The sequence below is a fragment of the Shouchella sp. JSM 1781072 genome (genome assembly GCF_041949915.1).
Lineage (GTDB): Bacteria > Bacillota > Bacilli > Bacillales > Bacillaceae_D > Shouchella.
The window spans coordinates 57,293-74,380 of the sequence record NZ_JBHFQE010000001.1 but is presented as its reverse complement, the minus strand read 5'-3'; the positions used below and the strand labels follow the sequence as shown (position 1 = coordinate 74,380).

At 39.9% G+C, this 17,088-nt stretch carries 19 protein-coding genes; 11 read left to right on the top strand and 8 right to left on the bottom strand.

The window, feature by feature from the left end:
* Positions 1 to 212: 212 nt before the first annotated feature.
* The gene (locus ACE1TH_RS00410) at positions 213 to 1,046 is read right to left on the bottom strand and encodes an NYN domain-containing protein (protein ID WP_099301993.1); all 834 of its coding nucleotides are present in this window, start codon (positions 1,044 to 1,046) and stop codon (positions 213 to 215) included.
* A gap of 314 nt (positions 1,047 to 1,360) precedes the next feature.
* On the opposite strand from ACE1TH_RS00410, the gene ACE1TH_RS00405 reads away from it, so the two are divergent.
* From ACE1TH_RS00405 to ACE1TH_RS00390, 4 genes are read left to right on the top strand one after another with little or no spacing between them, the layout of a single operon-like run.
* A complete protein-coding gene (locus tag ACE1TH_RS00405; protein ID WP_375078200.1) occupies positions 1,361 to 2,185 on the top strand; it encodes a hypothetical protein in 825 nt (274 codons plus the stop codon).
* Positions 2,186 to 3,346, top strand: a complete 1,161-nt coding sequence (locus ACE1TH_RS00400; protein WP_375078199.1) for a hypothetical protein — start codon at positions 2,186 to 2,188, stop codon at positions 3,344 to 3,346.
* A 12-nt stretch (positions 3,347 to 3,358) separates the two neighbouring features.
* On the top strand, positions 3,359 to 3,745 hold the full coding sequence (locus tag ACE1TH_RS00395; protein ID WP_099301996.1) for a GntR family transcriptional regulator: 387 nt from the start codon (positions 3,359 to 3,361) through the stop codon (positions 3,743 to 3,745).
* On the top strand, positions 3,732 to 4,421 hold the full coding sequence (locus ACE1TH_RS00390; protein ID WP_375078198.1) for an ATP-binding cassette domain-containing protein: 690 nt from the start codon (positions 3,732 to 3,734) through the stop codon (positions 4,419 to 4,421). Before ACE1TH_RS00395 ends, ACE1TH_RS00390 begins: the two co-directional genes overlap by 14 nt.
* A gap of 91 nt (positions 4,422 to 4,512) precedes the next feature.
* Here the strand turns inward: ACE1TH_RS00390 and ACE1TH_RS00385 are convergent, their stop codons facing one another.
* Positions 4,513 to 5,265 (bottom strand): MBL fold metallo-hydrolase, encoded by a 753-nt coding sequence (locus tag ACE1TH_RS00385; protein ID WP_375078197.1) that lies wholly within the window; start codon positions 5,263 to 5,265, stop codon positions 4,513 to 4,515.
* Between the two features lie 102 nt (positions 5,266 to 5,367).
* Here ACE1TH_RS00385 and ACE1TH_RS00380 point away from each other — a divergent pair, with 102 nt between their 5' ends.
* Positions 5,368 to 5,871: an Rrf2 family transcriptional regulator gene (locus ACE1TH_RS00380; RefSeq protein WP_099301999.1), complete on the top strand. Its 504-nt coding sequence runs from the start codon at positions 5,368 to 5,370 to the stop codon at positions 5,869 to 5,871.
* An 18-nt stretch (positions 5,872 to 5,889) separates the two neighbouring features.
* Positions 5,890 to 6,738, top strand: a complete 849-nt coding sequence (locus tag ACE1TH_RS00375; RefSeq protein ID WP_099302000.1) for a metallophosphoesterase — start codon at positions 5,890 to 5,892, stop codon at positions 6,736 to 6,738.
* 41 nt (positions 6,739 to 6,779) lie between these two features.
* Here ACE1TH_RS00375 and ACE1TH_RS00370 read toward each other — a convergent pair whose 3' ends face one another.
* The 4 genes from ACE1TH_RS00370 to ACE1TH_RS00355 all read right to left on the bottom strand — a co-directional run bounded on the left by ACE1TH_RS00370 (position 6,780) and on the right by ACE1TH_RS00355 (position 10,570).
* Positions 6,780 to 7,442 carry a type 1 glutamine amidotransferase domain-containing protein gene (locus ACE1TH_RS00370; RefSeq protein ID WP_099302001.1) on the bottom strand — a complete coding sequence of 221 codons (663 nt, stop codon included), beginning with the start codon at positions 7,440 to 7,442 and terminating at the stop codon, positions 6,780 to 6,782.
* 101 nt (positions 7,443 to 7,543) lie between these two features.
* Entirely contained in the window at positions 7,544 to 8,356 is an 813-nt protein-coding gene (gene yidA, locus ACE1TH_RS00365) for a sugar-phosphatase (RefSeq protein WP_375078196.1), read from the bottom strand.
* Between the two features lie 39 nt (positions 8,357 to 8,395).
* Positions 8,396 to 9,346 carry a ribose-phosphate diphosphokinase gene (locus ACE1TH_RS00360; protein WP_099302003.1) on the bottom strand — a complete coding sequence of 317 codons (951 nt, stop codon included), beginning with the start codon at positions 9,344 to 9,346 and terminating at the stop codon, positions 8,396 to 8,398.
* A 126-nt stretch (positions 9,347 to 9,472) separates the two neighbouring features.
* On the bottom strand, positions 9,473 to 10,570 hold the full coding sequence (locus ACE1TH_RS00355; protein WP_375078195.1) for a Gfo/Idh/MocA family protein: 1,098 nt from the start codon (positions 10,568 to 10,570) through the stop codon (positions 9,473 to 9,475).
* Between the two features lie 211 nt (positions 10,571 to 10,781).
* Here ACE1TH_RS00355 and ACE1TH_RS00350 point away from each other — a divergent pair, with 211 nt between their 5' ends.
* Complete coding sequence (locus ACE1TH_RS00350) at positions 10,782 to 11,141, top strand: SCP2 sterol-binding domain-containing protein (RefSeq protein ID WP_375078781.1); 360 nt, start codon at positions 10,782 to 10,784, stop codon at positions 11,139 to 11,141.
* A 96-nt stretch (positions 11,142 to 11,237) separates the two neighbouring features.
* Here ACE1TH_RS00350 and ACE1TH_RS00345 read toward each other — a convergent pair whose 3' ends face one another.
* Positions 11,238 to 11,420 (bottom strand): CsbD family protein, encoded by a 183-nt coding sequence (locus ACE1TH_RS00345; RefSeq protein ID WP_375078194.1) that lies wholly within the window; start codon positions 11,418 to 11,420, stop codon positions 11,238 to 11,240.
* Between the two features lie 62 nt (positions 11,421 to 11,482).
* Complete coding sequence (locus ACE1TH_RS00340; protein WP_375078780.1) at positions 11,483 to 12,445, bottom strand: Gfo/Idh/MocA family protein; 963 nt, start codon at positions 12,443 to 12,445, stop codon at positions 11,483 to 11,485.
* 179 nt (positions 12,446 to 12,624) lie between these two features.
* On the opposite strand from ACE1TH_RS00340, the gene ACE1TH_RS00335 reads away from it, so the two are divergent.
* From ACE1TH_RS00335 to ACE1TH_RS00320, 4 genes are all read left to right on the top strand, one after another.
* On the top strand, positions 12,625 to 12,873 hold the full coding sequence (locus tag ACE1TH_RS00335; RefSeq protein WP_099302007.1) for a YuzB family protein: 249 nt from the start codon (positions 12,625 to 12,627) through the stop codon (positions 12,871 to 12,873).
* A 138-nt stretch (positions 12,874 to 13,011) separates the two neighbouring features.
* Complete coding sequence (locus ACE1TH_RS00330) at positions 13,012 to 14,763, top strand: LytS/YhcK type 5TM receptor domain-containing protein (RefSeq protein ID WP_375078193.1); 1,752 nt, start codon at positions 13,012 to 13,014, stop codon at positions 14,761 to 14,763.
* A complete protein-coding gene (locus ACE1TH_RS00325; protein ID WP_375078192.1) occupies positions 14,763 to 15,497 on the top strand; it encodes a LytR/AlgR family response regulator transcription factor in 735 nt (244 codons plus the stop codon). Before ACE1TH_RS00330 ends, ACE1TH_RS00325 begins: the two co-directional genes overlap by 1 nt.
* A gap of 139 nt (positions 15,498 to 15,636) precedes the next feature.
* Entirely contained in the window at positions 15,637 to 17,088 is a 1,452-nt protein-coding gene (locus ACE1TH_RS00320; protein ID WP_375078191.1) for a carbon starvation CstA family protein, read from the top strand.

The following is a 17,088-nucleotide window of genomic DNA, read 5'->3' as shown; positions in this document are numbered from 1 at the left end:
TGGTTCTTATACAAACGGGGAAAAGTATGAATACATTCGGACGTTCGATAAATATACAAAAAGAGACAAGGTATATCCCCGCCTCTTTTAACGAATTTGTCTAACGCATAAATGTTTTATCGAATTGTAACGAATCATTTGTCTATCCCTATCATATGAGAGACTTATCTACAAGTCAACCCTTAAGATTCGACAAACCTATCATTTATACCTTACGTTTTAGATAAGGGCGCTAACCAATTGCGTCCTTCTTCTGTTAACGCAATACTCGGTTTGACATCTCCGTTTTTTAACTCTTTATTCTCTGACCCAATTAATTTCTCCACTTTTAATAAATCAATCAGCTCACTTGCTGAATTTGCTGGAATTCCAAACTTCACTGAAAACTGATTTCTAAGCCACGGAGCCCCTAAATACAATTCATTTTCCGTTCCAAACCGATCTTCCCAATCATCAATAAAGCGTAATGCATCCATTTTATACGATTCTAAATGATATTCTTTCACTTCTAAATGTAAAAATTCTCTTAAATCCTCACTGTAATGAGAGTAATTTGTAATATCAGTATGCTTAGGCGCCGCTTCTGATAAATAATAAAGTTCAACACGTTTTCCTTTATACATTAAACGGCTCATAATTGGAACCATATCGCTATCTGCGGTAACAAAGACATAGCAGGAAATATTTTCATCTTTATACGTCATTTCAATTGCATCGATACATAGTTCAATATCAGAAGAGTTCTTTCGTGAATCTCCTTCTTTATCATTTGAATACACATGTCGAATTTGAACACGTTGCTTTTGTAAATCCGTTAAGCTTGAACGAATTCGCTGGAAATCTGCATAAGCACGAAATGTTCGAACTTGATCCTGTCCATACCGGTTCCATAACGAATAGAATAGATTCTTTTCTTCACTCTCATGATTAGGATTATGATTGTACCGATTCATCAATGTCCAATACACGTTGTCATAATCAACAAAGATGGCAATGTTATCATGGTCCCCTGTTTTAAACGCGCTGTCTCTCTGTGCTCTACTCATTCTACTAACCACCTTTTAACGATCGTACGTTGCCCTCAAAAAGTGGTCTTCCTCCTATTCATTTCCATGAGGCACATGGCTTGTCACGAATATGCTCGATTTCTATTTTAGAATAACCTAAGTGTACGATAAAATTTAAACCTTGCATATATGAATTTCGATATTTTACATTGGGCAAATAAACCCGCTCTTTTCCAAAAAAACAGGAAAATATTCTTATTTGTATGAAAATATCAATTGACACCCGAAGTGTATGATGCATATAATACACTCATAAAGTGTATGAACTACTTAATACATACAGGGGGAATTTTATGTCTATTGTAAAGTTAATGCTTTTTGAGTACAGAAGAATTTGGAAGCTTTACCTTGCTCTTGCTATTGGCATTTTGGTCGTGCAACTTCTTTCTATTTGGTACGGCTCCTATCAAATCGCTTCAATCTATATGGAAAATGCACGTATTAGCGGCAGAAGTTACCTGCAGATTGCACAAGAATATGGCGTCTCCTTTTTTCAACCTTTTCATGGCTTTCCAGTTATCGCGTCCATTATGATTTCCATAGCAGCTTTACTTCTTTATAGTTGTTTAATCTGGTACCGAGACTGGGTTGGGAAATATGCCATGGCACAGCGCTTATTTACACTTCCCATTAACCGTTCTTCCCTTTACTTTTCAAAGTTATTTACGATTTTCTCTCTTGTATTAGGACTCATTGTGTTACAATTTTTTATTCTTCTAGCAGGCATAGGACTTGTCTACCTAACGGTTCCAAGTGAATTTCTACAGACTGATGACTTTTCTATTCAAGCGATTATAGCTTATGAACGTTTTTTTTCAGTCCTTTTACCATCGACATTCACGAATTTCTTGCTCATCTACGGAGCTGGCTTCACTTTTTTAACCGTTTTATTTGTAATGATTCTATTGGAGCGATCCTTCCGTGTTAAAGGCGTCTTTTTAGGCGTTATTTTCGCAAGTTGGTCCATTGCCTTAAACGGTTTCGGTACGTACCTTTCCGTTCAACTTCATTTATTTGAGCGAGAAGTTTTGTTTATTTTGGCACTTACGCTCGTCTTAACAACAATTATCTCGACTTTACTCAGTCTATTTTTATTAAAACGGAAGGTGCTGGTGTAAATGAATAAAAAGCGCTATGTCTTTTTCGGTTTGTTCCTAGTGTTCATCGTTGCTACCATTACCACTGTCTATAGCGTGCAAGCATACGAACACCGACTCATTAAACATCCGTTTAAGTGGGAAGTAACGGAAGGAGATCAACATTTCTTTAACCAAGTTTCGTTTGAGGGACACGCAGAAAGTGTAGAGACAACTAGCTTTTATACATTTCAGGCTAACGGCTCTTCCATAGAACATAGCCACACTCGCCCCCTGCTTGAACCCTCTATGGACTCGGCGAAAAAGAATCAAATGATGTATGAGGATCGTTCCTTTTTCCGTAGGAAGCCGTTAGAGCGTCGATTGGTACTAGAGAACGACCAATTCCTTGCTGCAGTTGGGGTTGAAGAGGTTTATCAGAATGGAATCTATCAGTATGATTTACTTATTCACAGTAAGGCAAAAGACGGGGACGAATCAAAGCGACTCCATCTAGAATCTGCAGACGAGTATCTATCGATTCTTAATGGCACGATCCATGAAAATCGCTTGCTTCTATTCAGTGGCGATTATTATAGCAATGAAGAGTTTCCAGGTTATCTTACAACCTACGAAATCGATTTAACAACAAATGAAGTTGTACATGAAACAAAGCTTACTGCGCCAACTACTGCTACAGGTAGAAACGGAGATGATATGCTAAGTGATTCGATGTATAACCCTAACACCATTACCTTTCATCCAGAGAAACCGATTGCTCTTTATACATACGAATCCTCTGACCGAACTGCTGGCTACAGCATCTATCATTTTGATACACAAGAAAATCAAACAGTTGAGCAATCTCCAGACTATCAACACACACTCGTTTCCACATTTTCTGATGGGTTTCACCTTTTGGATCTTTCTAAAACAACTGGAAAAGCAAATTTACACACGATTCACATGGACGAGACTGGTGTGATAAATGATGAAGTGATTAAAGTAGAATTGCCCTCTTTACGAGATACAGTCCAGTTTTCTTATGCGAGCGATCAATTAACGTTGCTTCATCGAGATGATACCGGCTATCAACTTGATATGTATCATGTTCCTGAACAATACCAGCTTCTTTCAGCGTCATTACTAGTAAAAGAGGAACATGGCTTGTTTCGAATTACATCCATGCAAGCGAATGAATAAAAGGAGGGAATCATGACTATTCACTTTAACACCAGAGAACCCGTCTATATACAAGTCATTCGTTATTTTAAAGAACAAATTGCGTTAGGTCATTTACAAGCAGGACAAGAAATTCCGTCCCGTCGTGAGCTTGGGGCCTTACTAAATATTAATCCAAACACAGCCCAGCGTGCCTACAAAGAAATGGAGGAACAACAATTGATTGAAACGGAACGGAATAAACCAAGTCGAATTACGCAAGACCCAACAATCGTCAATCAAGTACGTGCCGAACTCATTCAAGAGTCTGTTGATTTTTTTCTCGATTCAATGAAAACAATCAATGTTCCCCTTGAAGAGTTACTTGCCATGATACGAACAAGGTATGAGAAAGGAGCCGACTCTTATGATAAGCGTTGAAAACGTATCCCTTTCGTTTGGGCGTAAGTCGATTTGTAAGAATGTCACATTCACTGCAAAAAAAGGTGAGATCACATGCTTAATTGGCATTAATGGGGTTGGCAAAACAACCATGTTAAAAGCGATCGCAAACCTACTCCCCATTAAATCTGGACACATTACTATTGACGGCACGACGATGAATGCATCTAAGCAAAAAGAGGTTATATTCATCCCTGATCTTTTGCCAATGTCCCCTAGTTTCACGATTCACGAAGGAATTTTGTTTATGAAAGATTTCTATACAAATTGGAACGACCACCGATGCGAAGAGCTGCTTACTTTCTTTAAGATTGATTCGAAACAAAAAATAAGTCAATTATCAAAAGGAAGTTTAGCGAAAGTTAATCTACTATTAGGCTTATCGGTTGATGCGAGTTATGTCATTATGGATGAACCATTTTCAGGAATTGATCTGTTTAGCCGTGAGGAAATCGCGTCGTTATTTGCAAGCGGCTTTCTTGAAGATAAGGGCATTTTAATAACCACCCATGAAATTCGTGACATCGAACATTTAATTGACAAAGCCATTCTATTAAAAGATGGAACAACCATAAAAGAATTTTATACGGAAGATGCGCGTTTCGAAGAAGGTAAATCAATTGAAGATGTCATGCGTGATGTGTACGTGATGTGAAACAGCAGCCGACAAAACGACCTTCATGAGTGAAAATGAATCATTCATGAAGATCCGTTCTTTAAAAAGCTACTACGTGGAAGGAGTGCTCTTATTGTACGACGTAGTCAGTCGCCACACGAAAGCCCTTTTCCTTTACTGCCTGTATCGGAAACGTCTCATCCAAATGCATGCAGCAAACAAACACGCGTTGATCTTCAGAAATGATCTCCTCTAATTTCTTTAGCGATAAATGAACATTTCCTGGATAGTCTAAATAAGAGGTGTCTTGATACACTGTATGGTAAAACTGTTGACTTATTTTTTCTAATACGAATGTAGGAATGCTTTTGCCGTCCCCACTATAATAAAAATGCTCGTTTTTTGCTTCATGCACACATTCATACGCGTAACATTCTAGATGTGTGGCATGCTCGGCTTTTATCGGCTTTAACTGATAAGGACCAAATGTTGCATTTTCCTCTACAGCTTCCCATATTACTTGTCCTTCTTCCACACCCATCCCGGTTAGAATCTGTTTAGCATGATCTAGTAGCGATCGGGGTGCTTTTAGTCGTAGCTTCGCTGTAAAGGCAGGCTGCACTTTTATATACGAATAGAAAATAAAATCACCTAATGAGCCAATGTGATCAGGGTGCGTATGTGTTAAGACAACCGTCATTCGCTCAACTCCTTCTAGTACTCGAAAACGCATTAAGCGCTCAAACGTTGCACTTCCACAGTCGAACATACATAATTCTTGTTCGTGATAAAAAAAACCTCCATTGTTACCTAGCTCCGTATGAAAAGCACTGCCACATCCGATAAAAGTAAGTGGACTATGTATGATTGGTTCATTTGTCATTAGAGGTTCTCCCTTCTTGTTTGTAAAAAACCATTTGCGTTGCTGTCTCGTTGACTTTATAGTAAAACAAACAGCAATTTATTAAAAGGGTGCGATTGAACGATGAAAGTAAAAAGTGGTGTCGAGCAGGCCGTTTGCATACTTGTTATGCTCGCCACACAGTCAAATCAACAATATGTGAAAAGCGATACAATTTCAACACGTTTAGATGTGTCCCCGTCTTACTTAAAAAAGGTGATGCGAAAATTAGTGGTCCATGAACTTATTACGAGTACACCAGGAAATAGTGGTGGCTTCTCGCTCGCTCGACCGGCTGAATCCATTCATATGCTCGACATTGTCCGAGCTATTGAAGGTGGCGGTTCTTTTTTGAAAACAGAAGGGCTGATTGAACGGGTTTTTCCAGAAACGGATGCCGCTCGAGTCGGTTCACAACAACTCGAGGCAATCTTTTCTGATGCCCAAGAAGCTTATTATCAATCGTTACAGAATGTCACGTTAAAAGAAGCCATTCTTTCAACATTAAGTCGAGATACGATTCAGCTTGTCGACTGGAACGATGCTTTTGGACAAACAGATATTCAAAAGTTAAAGAATGAGTCGTAAAGAAAAGGAGTCGTTCTGTTGTTTAGTCGAAAAACCGTTCTCGTTTTAATTGTTGCATTCATCGCAGCGATTTATTTTTTCTATGCACAGAATCACCAGCTCGTTGAGAACAACCATACCATTGAAGTCGAACACTTACCATTGGAGCATGATGGTATCACAATGGTTCATTTATCTGACCTCCATTCAGCCGAATTCGGCGATCGCAATGAACGCTTGTTAAACATGGTGAATGCCCAGTCTCCTGATATGATTTTTATGACTGGTGATTTAATTGACTCTTATACGTCGAATCAAGGGGAAGGAGTTCAGTTAATGGAAGATCTTGTCGAGATTGCACCGACCTATTATGTAACAGGTAATCATGAATGGCGTTTAGATCTCGTAGATGAATTAAGCGAAACCTTGACGAACTTGGGGGTCCACGTCCTTCGTAACGAAGCTGTAAATGTGGTAGTAGATGATTTCACCTTTCAACTGGTCGGAATTGATGACCCTGACCGCTCGCCTAATGCGGATCCAATAGATGTAACCGCATCTTCATTACAAGAAGCAAATGTTTCAGCTTCTCAAGAATTGTATACCGTTTTACTTGCTCACCGACCTGAAATGTTTTCTACTTATCAAGAAGCGAATCTTGACCTTGTCTTGTCCGGTCATGCCCATGGCGGCCAAATTCGCCTTCCACTTATTGGAGGCATTCTTGCTCCAGGACAAGGCCTTTTTCCAGATTACAGTGAAGGCATGTATGAGGAGCAGGATACAAAAATGATCGTTAGCAGAGGGCTTGGCAATAGCCTTTTCCCACTACGTGTATTTAATCGACCTGAAGTCATTCGAATTGATCTCATTCCTCCACCAGCCTAATGAAACTATAAAAGCACACGCCGCGGGCGTGTGCTTTCCGATTATAGTGCTTGAATAAATTGTTTTGCTGTTTCAATGGATGACTGTGGATTTTGACCCGTAACAAGTTTTCCATCCGCATAGACGTTTTCTTCCCAGTCGCCTTTTCCAACAAAGATTGCGCCTTCTTTACGTAAGCGTGTTTCAAGTAGGAACGGCATTTGATTCACTAATTCAACGCCTTCTTCTTCCGTATTCGTGAATGCGGCAACTTTGCGATTCGCAACAAGAAATTCTCCGTTTTCTAACAGTACACCTGTTAATGCAGCAGGACCGTGACAAACGGCACCAATGCCTTTATCTGCCGCATGGAAATCACGCAAGATTTGCTGTAACTCTTCATTATCTGCTAAATCAAACATTGCTCCGTGACCACCAGGCATGAACACACCGTCGTAACTAGCTGATTCTATTTCAGATAAGGGGATTGTCCGTTTTAAGAGCTCTGCTAATTCGTGCCATTTCTCTGGGATTTCACCGTTATCTAAGCTTGCATCGTCGATTGGAGACTCTCCACCTTTTGGACTAGCAACCGTTACTTGATAGCCTGCTTTTGTAAATTCTTCATATGGCTCTGTAAACTCTGATAACCAAATACCAGCGAACCCTTGATTATTCATTCTTTCACCGTTTGTTACAACCATTAATAAATGTTTTGTACTCATGTTGATCTCTCCCTTATTTTTATGCTACTCCTCTTCTTCCCTATGGCTTTTCCCTTTAAACAAGAAAAAACATTGCGACTACTGCAATGTTTTTCCTGTTGCTATGACTTTCGTATTTTCGTTTGAATTGCGTAAGCCACACCATCTTCATTATTTGATTTTGTAATAAAGTCAGCAGCTTCCTTTAATGCTGGAATAGCATTTTCCATCGCCACTCCACACCCAGCGTATTGAATCATTGATAAGTCATTGCCGTTATCTCCAATACACATGACTTCTTCTTGAGCAATCCCGAGCTTTTCGGCTAAATGTTTCACGGCATTTCCTTTGCTTGCTTTTTTATGAAGAATTTCTAAAAAGAACGGGGCGCTTTGGACCATTTCATAACGTTCTTTTATATGATTCGGAATGGAAGCTTTTGTTTTTTCAAGCTTTTCCGGATCGTCAATAAACATAATTTTCGGCAAGACGATGTCTTCATCGAACTCATCTTTCGTTCGAAAACTTAACGGAACTTGCGTCACGTATGATTCATAGACCGTATAAGGAGAGACATCTTTATCGAAGGTATACAGTTTTTGTTGATCAAAAAAATGCATCGGCGTTTGTAAATCAGCGGCAACATTCGATAAGTCGAGTAAGTCTTGATAGCCAAGCGTTAACGAAACCACATTCTCATTCGTGTGCGTATTTTGAACAAGGGCACCATTATAAGCAATGACGTAATCATCTTCCGTCGTTAATTCAAGCTCAAGTAAATACCGGGTCACACCGCCTAACGGTCTGCCTGTACAAAGAACGACCGTCGCTCCTTCCGCCTTTGCTTGTTGAAGAGCTTCTTTCACTCCCGGTGTTACATGATGCTGATCATTTAATAATGTTCCATCCATATCTATGGCTATTAATTTATACATTTCTTTCTTCCACTCCTTTAAAACCCACACATTCGACAGTTATTTAAACAATTTACTAACCGATTGTTCTTTATAGATTCGATAAATTGCATCGGCAAGCAAATCGGCCATCGATAAAATTGTCATGTTATCAAGCTTCTTATCGTCAGGCATTTCAATGGTATTCGTTACAACAATTTCTTTAATTGGTGCAATCCGTAACCGTTCAATTGCTGGTCCTGTTAACACAGGATGCGTGCAGCATGTATATACGTCCTGTGCACCATGTTCCACAAGTGCAGTTGCTGCTAATGTAACGGTTGCTGCTGTATCAATAAGATCATCAATAATAATCGCATTCATTCCTTTTACATCCCCAACAATTTCAATCGCTTGTGGAAAACCAGGTTCCGGGTGGCGCTTGTCGACAAATGCGATTGGTGCATCAATGTATTCAGCTAGCTTTCTCGCTCTTCCCAACCCAGATGTATTCGGTGCAACGACTACAGGATTTTCCAAATTTTTGTTCACATAATGTTGCGCAAGAAGCGGCAATCCCTGCAGTGGGTCAACAGGAAGATTAAAAAATCCTTGTATTTGCGGTGCATGAAGGTCTACCGTTACCATTCGGTCAGCGCCAGCAGCTTCAAGTAGGTTTGCAATGAGTTTGGCCGCAATCGGTTCTCTTGAGCGGGCTTTTCGATCTTGTCTTGCATACCCATAGTAAGGAATGACAACATTAATCTCACGTGCTGACGCTCGTTTTAACGCATCAATCATGATTAATAGTTCTACAACATGTTCATTTCCAGGCTGAGCGGTTGACTGCACGACAAATACTTTTGCCCCACGAACACTTTCTTGAATATGTATTTTAACTTCTCCATCACTAAATCGATTGACTGTACATTGGCCGATTGAACACCCAAGTCGATCCGCAACTTCTTTTGTTAACAAAGGGTTTGAGTGCAGGGTAAAAAGTTTAAACTTCTCGTCTAATTCGTAACTCACGTCAACGCCTCCTCGCTTTAATCAAATTGCTTTTATTGTAGCTTACTTTTGCCGTTTATACAAAGTGTTGTCCCCGAATAAAAAAAGTGCTCCTCCCAATTTCAAAGAGAAGAACACTTTCACACATTAAAATCCTCGTGCCGTCATCGTTAATGGAAGGATAGAAGGCTGTTCACAGGTGCTTGCCATTTGATAATGACGCCCGCTTTCCGACGCCTCGAGCATTCCATACATCGCTTCTAGCACATGATAAGCTAGTGCATCATTTGCGCGATGTAGGCGCTTCTCTTTGATGGCCATAACCATATCTAGCACTCCGAGCCCTCTACTATTTTCTTGAAACCCATATGTAAGCGTCACTTCTTTGAAAGCTAACTCACCTTGCCTCTTATATAAAAGCGGACCTCCAAATGTATTCGGATCAGGTAAAAGAAGTGAGCCTAGTGTGCCGTGAATTTCTAGATTCGGCGCATTAGAACCCCACACATCAAAACTTGTAAGTAAAGTAGCAATTGCGCCATTTTCAAGATCAATAACACCAGCTATATGAGTTGCTACATCAACGTCGATCAACTCTCCGTACTTAGCTGCTGAGGTAATCTGACGCTGATCGTAAGCTTTTCCAGCCGAAGACGTGAGTCGCTTCATTGGACCCAAAAGAGAAATTAAGGCTGTTAAATAGTAAGGACCCATGTCAAATAACGGTCCCGCACCTTCTTTATAAAAAAACTCCGGATTTGGATGCCAATCTTCTGGTCCATGGCTCATCATAAATCCGTTCGCTGACACCGGCTTTCCAATCCAACCATCCTCAATAAGCTTTTTCGCAGTTTGTAATCCCCCTCCTAAAAATGTATCTGGTGCTGCCCCTAAATAGAGCTTTTTCTTCTTGGCGAGTTGACGGAGTTCCTGTGCTTCTTCTAACGTTAACGCTAGCGGTTTTTCCCCGTAAGAGTGTTTCCCCGATTCTAATGCACGCTTATGTACAACATAATGAGCGGTTGGAACGGTTAAGTTAATGACTACTTCAATTCGATCATCTTTAAAAAAATCATCCATTGATAAAGCTTCAACATCTTTGTATTGATCCGCTTTCTTCGTAGCTTGAGCCATATTGACATCTGTACAAGCAATCACGTTTATTCCATCAAAGCGCTGATTTAATTGAAAATAAATATCACTAATGTTTCCACAGCCAATAATTCCAGCTCTTACAGTCTCCAAATTACCCTCTCCCATGTCTTAGTGTCTAAGTCGCAAGTTAATAGCGCTTTCATTATGATGCATTAAGATAGTAAGCGCAAGCACCTACAAATTTTTTATGGTCTATCAAAACTTTACTCGATTGCTTCTACACGGCTATAAGGCAATCTAAAAAATTCCACACTTATTCTTTCCAGCAAAATGAAAATAGGCTATAATTGAATGAGTACTCATTCATAAAGGGGCGAATAACATTTCGACTGAAGAAAAATTACTCCAACTCGCACATAAAATGAACGAAAACCCAGACAAAATTACTGACTTAAACCGACACTATCAATTTGAGTTAAAGCCACAGGCTCGATACGGTGTCCAATTTGCCGACGGAACTGTACAAGTGGATAAAGAACCTCCTTATAATGAGGAAGCCTGTGTTTTAAAAATGAGCGAAAGCAACTTGCACAAATTATTAGAAGGTACATGGAATCCGACCGTTGCTTACATGACAGGACAATTAAAAGTAGATGGAGACGTTCGTCATGCTCTAAAACTTCATGAAATCGTCAAGCATTATACAGACTCTGCACAATAAAAGTTTGATGATGGCACCCATCTATCACACACATAAAAAATCTTCATGAACAAGCGTTCATGAAGATTTTTTTACATTCACCTTTTAAGACACACTTTAGTCGTTCGCTTTGTTTTTCACATCGCCTTTAGCGTCTTGTGTTTCGCCTTTTACTTTATCTTTCTTACCATCAGCTTGCATTTTTTTATTATTTGTTACATTTCCTACTGCATCTTTAACTGCACCTTTTGCTTTGTTACCTGCACCTTTTGCTTTATCTCCAGCTCCGTTACTACTCATGTAAAACGCCTCCTTTTGTTTCTGTACTATGTATATAGACGTTTTACCAACTCTTCAAACCTTTATTTAGTGCTACGCTCTTTTTCCCACTGGGACCGAACCTCGTCCATTACTTTCATAACGTCTTCTGTTACATTCAAGTAAGCACGGTCATTACCCGATATGGTTTCTTCCATAGCAATGATTTCATTAATAAGGGCATTTGAATCGTTCATTTTTATCACTTCTGTTCGCCCATCTAACCAATGAATGGTCGCTTCTTGAGCTCTAGGAAAATCATCTACCGTCACAAACCCATTTTCACATGCAACCATTCCTCTTTTCGGCATTTTTGCTCGGAACGCGAGTGAGATTGTCGCCATTTCATCCTGACTCGTTCTGAGTAAAATCGCCGATTGCTCATCTACCGATGAACTTGATCCTTTCATCGTTGTGAGCACTTGATTTGGTTGCTCAGACATAAAATAACGTGCAAACGAAAGGGCATACGTACCAATATCTAATAATGCTCCACCAGCTAATTCAGGATTAAAAAAGCGATTCTTTACATCGTAAGGTTTGTAGCTACCAAACGTCACGTTGATTGTTTTCACAGCTCCTAGCTGATCGACCGTCATCATCCCTTTTAATTTATGGTACAACGGCATGTGAAAAATCGTCATTGCCTCCATTAAAATAAGCTGTTTCTCTTTCGCTAGTGCGACTAACTCATTTAGTTCAGTAGCATTTACTGTAATGGCTTTTTCGCAAAGTACGTGCTTTCCATTGCTCAACGCTTGTTTTATATATTCGTAGTGATTGACGTGCGGTGTCGCTACATAGATAATATCAACTCGCTTATCTTGCAACAATTGCTCATAGTTTCCGTAAGCTTTAGCTCCAGCGTAAGGCTTTGCGAATGCTTCAGCTTTCTCCTGAGAGCGAGAACCCACTGCATATACGTTTCCATGATGCTGGTTTAGTGCTTCTGCGAAATCATGGGCAATGGTACCGAGGCCAAGAATACCCCAATTAAAATCTTCCAACATATTCAACTCCCTTATTCAGTCCTAATTCTATTCTACAAAAGCTGTCAAGCCACAACGACTTCCCTCATTCTCAAAAACTCCCTCTACTCTCCTACTAGAATTTCCATCGTTGTTCCGATATAATGAACTATTGACTTCTTTATACGTTATAAATATCATCAGAAAGGGTGGAAAACATGGGCATAATTGTTGTCGAAGTCTGTGATGGAAACCTAATGAGTCGCGTCGATTTAGAGGAAATGCTTGAAGCAGAATATCCTGAAGTGGCTGTGATGGAGAATGAATGCCTTTCGTTCTGCGGACTTTGTGCAGTTCGACCGTACGCAATGGTGAACGGTACACGAATTTACGGAAAAACAGCAGAAGAGTGTGTCGCTAAAATAAAACACCGTATTGAATTAGAACTCGCTTTATATGAGCTTTGATATAGCAACTTTTCTTAACGTCACACGTTGTGGCGTTTTTTAACGGGTGTAAGCGAAAGGGCTTACAGATAATCGGCTAAATTTTTGTGTTAAGGAAATACTAATGGAGTCGATTGAAAGAGATATAGGAGAATACATATGTTCGAGTTACTGCTTCTCATGTTAGAACGATTAGGTCTTATTGTCATGTTAGCGTTTATCGCAACACGGTTCCGTTTTTTTCGGAAGATGGCCTCTTCCCGTAAATTAACTACAAAACAACAAACAACAGCCATTCTCTTTTTTGGTCTTTTTGGGATTATTGGCACCTATTCAGGCGTGACGTTTCAACCTGAAACGCTTGCGCTTCAACGTATCACGTTTTCCATTTCCGATGACGAAGCGATTGCGAACTTTCGTGTGATCGGGGTCATGCTAGCTGGCCTTTTTGGCGGCTATAAAGTTGGCTTAGGCGCTGGCCTTATTTCTGGGATTCATCGAATGCTTTTAGGTGGATTCACGGCGTATGCCTGTGGAATTGCCTCCATTCTTGCTGGTGTTTTCGCAGCTTTTTATCGCAAAAAAAATCCTCGTGCTATTCATCAGCCTGTACAAATCATGATTCTTGGCGCACTAGCTGAAACCATGCAAATGGGGTTGATCGCTTTACTAGCGACGCCGACATCTCAAGCATTAGAACTTGTACAGTTGATTGGATTCCCAATGATTATTGCCAATGGCATCGGCTGTGCACTATTCTTTCTCATTATTCAAAGCGTCGCAAAAGAGGAACAAAAAGCAGGTGCGTTACAAGCACAGAAAAGCTTAAGAATTGCTGAACAAACTCTCGTTTATTTGAAGCACGGTTTGAGCCACGAGTCTGCGTATAAAGTGTGTAAGATCCTTTATAAAGAGCTGAATGCATGTGCGATTGCCATCACCGACAAGAACCTAATTTTAGCTCATATAGGTGTCGGAGCGGACCACCATAAAGCAAATAGCCATATTCAAACGCGTTTAACATCAGATGTTATTCAACAGAAGCGAATGAGTATTGCAGGAGATGACGAGATCCATTGCAAAGAAGACAACTGTCCTTTAGGGGCTGCGGTTATCGCACCTCTCATTATACGAGATGAGGTCGTTGGTACATTAAAATTTTACTTTCATTCTAAAAAAGAGATTACCGCACTTGAAACGGAGATGTTGTCTGGACTTACAAACTTATTAAGTAGTCAGCTTGAATTAGCGGAAGCGGATCGTGCTTATCAGCTCGCTAAAGATGCTGAAGTGAATGCGTTGCAAGCTCAAATTAGCCCACATTTTTTGTTTAATACGTTAAATACGGTTATTTCCCTTATACGTTTGGATCCAGCTAAAGCACGAACCATGCTTCATTCATTGTCGCAATTCTTACGACAGAATGTGTCCGCTACTACTATTAAATCACATACTTTAAAAGAAGAGCTGCATCATATTCAAGCTTATTTATCGATTGAAGAAGTACGATTTGAAGACCGTTTGACCGTCACCTATTCGATTGATCAACCGTTTTTATCAACAGAGATTCCACCGTTAACGTTACAACCCTTAGTTGAAAATGCAGTGAAGCATGGATTTCGTCATAAAGGAACGAACTGCCAGCTTTCTATTGAAGTATTTGACCATGGTCGAGACGTCGGTTTACGTGTTCGAGATAATGGTGCTGGTTTTCAGCTTGATGACGTTAATATTCACGAGCACGGTCAACAAACTGAATCAAGTACAGGAATTGGAATCTACAACAGCAATAAACGTTTGCAAATGATGTTCGGTGAACGCTCTTCTCTCCAATTTTTTACGAAGCCTGGCAGTGGAACAACCGTCGAATTTTATATTCCCAAAACAACTAGAAAGGAGAATCTTTCCTAATGCCAAATACAGAAATACGTACGCTTATTGTGGACGACGAAAAATATGGACGAGAAGAATTGATTTACTTACTTCGGCTATTCCCAGCTATCGTCGTTGTGGGAGAAGCACAATCAGGACAGGAAGCCATCGCAAAAGTCATGGAGCTCCAACCTGATTTACTTTTTCTAGATATTGAAATGCCGGAAATGAATGGAAAAGAAGTCGCTACGATTATGAAACAAATGAAAAACCCTCCATATCTCGTTTTTGCAACGGCGTATCCACAATTTGCCGTTGATGCGTTTCAGCTACAAGCTAAAGGGTATCTCGTTAAACCTATTAACGAAGTCCAGCTAGCTGAAACCATTACTCAAGTTGAAGAAGCACTACAGGCTAAATCCTTACAAGAGAAGACAAGTCCCATAGGCAAGCTGGCCGTTGAAAAGGATGACACGATTCACTTTCTTGATCCTGAAGCGATTCTTTACGCTTATCGGGATGAGAAGAACACAAAAATGGTAACGAACCAAAATGTGTTTGAAACAAAATTGACGTTAAAAGAATTAGAATACCGTTTAACACCGTATTCCTTCTTCCGCGTCCATAAAAGTTACTTAGTTAATACTGCTTATATAACAGAAATGAACGCTTGGTTTAATGGCGCTTACCAACTCTCGTTAAATGGCATGCAAGAACAAATACCAGTGAGTCGTAATTATGTTAAATCATTGCGAAAAATGATTGAATTGTAGAGCCAACCACTTGGCTCTACTTTTCTACGTCTTATCTTCATTTTTTGACATCTCACGACAAAAAACGTCATTTCGATCATGAAATTGTATATACTTTCTTCATGAAACCGCATACACATCATGCGAGGGGAGAACGTATATGATTACTTTTTTAATTGCTTTAGTCTTACTATTTGTTGGTTATTTTACGTACGGCAAATTTGTAGAAAAAGTCTTTCAACCAAAAGCAGACCGTCCTACACCAGCCTATACACAAGCTGATGGCGTTGACTACTTGCCGATGGGTAAAAATAAAAATGCCTTAATTCAACTTATTAGTATTGCAGGTGTCGGTCCCATTTTCGGTCCGATTATGGGTGCGCTTTATGGCCCAGTTGCCTTTATCTGGATTGTACTAGGCTGTATATTTGCAGGAGCTGTACATGACTATTTAACAGGTATGATTTCGATTCGAAACGGTGGCGCCCATTTACCAGAACTTGCAGGGCGATTTTTAGGAAAAGCAATGAAACACGTTGTAAATGCTTTCTCAATCTTACTTTTACTTCTTGTTGGTACTGTATTCGTTGCATCACCAGCAGACTTACTTTATGACTTAGTCAATGGTTCAGTTCCTGTTATCATTTTTGTTGTACTTATCTTTATTTATTTCTTATTAGCAACGGTTCTACCGATTAACAAGATTATCGGAAATATTTATCCTTATATCGGCGCTTTATTATTGTTTAGTACTGTCGGTATTGGTGTTGCTCTTGTTTGGCATCAAGCACCCATTCCAGAATTATCGCTTGAAAATACGCACCCTGCTGGAGCAGCGATTTTCCCACTATTATTTTTAACAATCTCATGTGGCGCATTATCCGGATTCCATGCAACGCAATCGCCAATTATTTCAAGAACTACACAAAACGAAAGCCAAGGCCGTCGAATTTTTTATGGCATGATGATTGCTGAAGGTATGATCGCAATGATTTGGGCAGCTGCGGCAATGAGTTTATTTGACGGCCCTGTTAGTTTGAATGAATTGATCAACACCATTGGTACTGGTGGAATTGTATCAGAAATCTCTACAGCTATGCTTGGACCAGTTGTTGGTACACTAGCGATTCTCGGTGTAATCATTCTTCCAATTACGTCTGGAGATACGGCTTTCCGTAGTGCTCGAATGATTATTGCTGACTATATTAAAGTACCACAAGCAAAAATAATGAACCGGATTTGGATCGCGGCACCATTGTTCATTGTGTCCATTTTCTTAACAACTGTTGACTTCACCATGTTATGGCAGTATTTTAACTGGGCAAACCAATCTACAGCTGTTATTGCACTTTGGATCGGGGCAATGTTCTTATATATCGCTCGCCGAAACTACTGGATCGCGATTATTCCAGCTTGGTTTATGAGTGTAACGGCTACCGCTTATATTATGAACGCACCGATTGGCTTTAATTTACCAATGCAAGTCTCTGTCATTATTAGTATTCTCTTTACCGTGTTGTTAACCGTACTCTTCTTCAGGGCTGCTAGCAAACGTCGAGCAAGCAATCATCCTTTAGAAGACGATGTATCTGACTGGAAACAAAGCGCATAA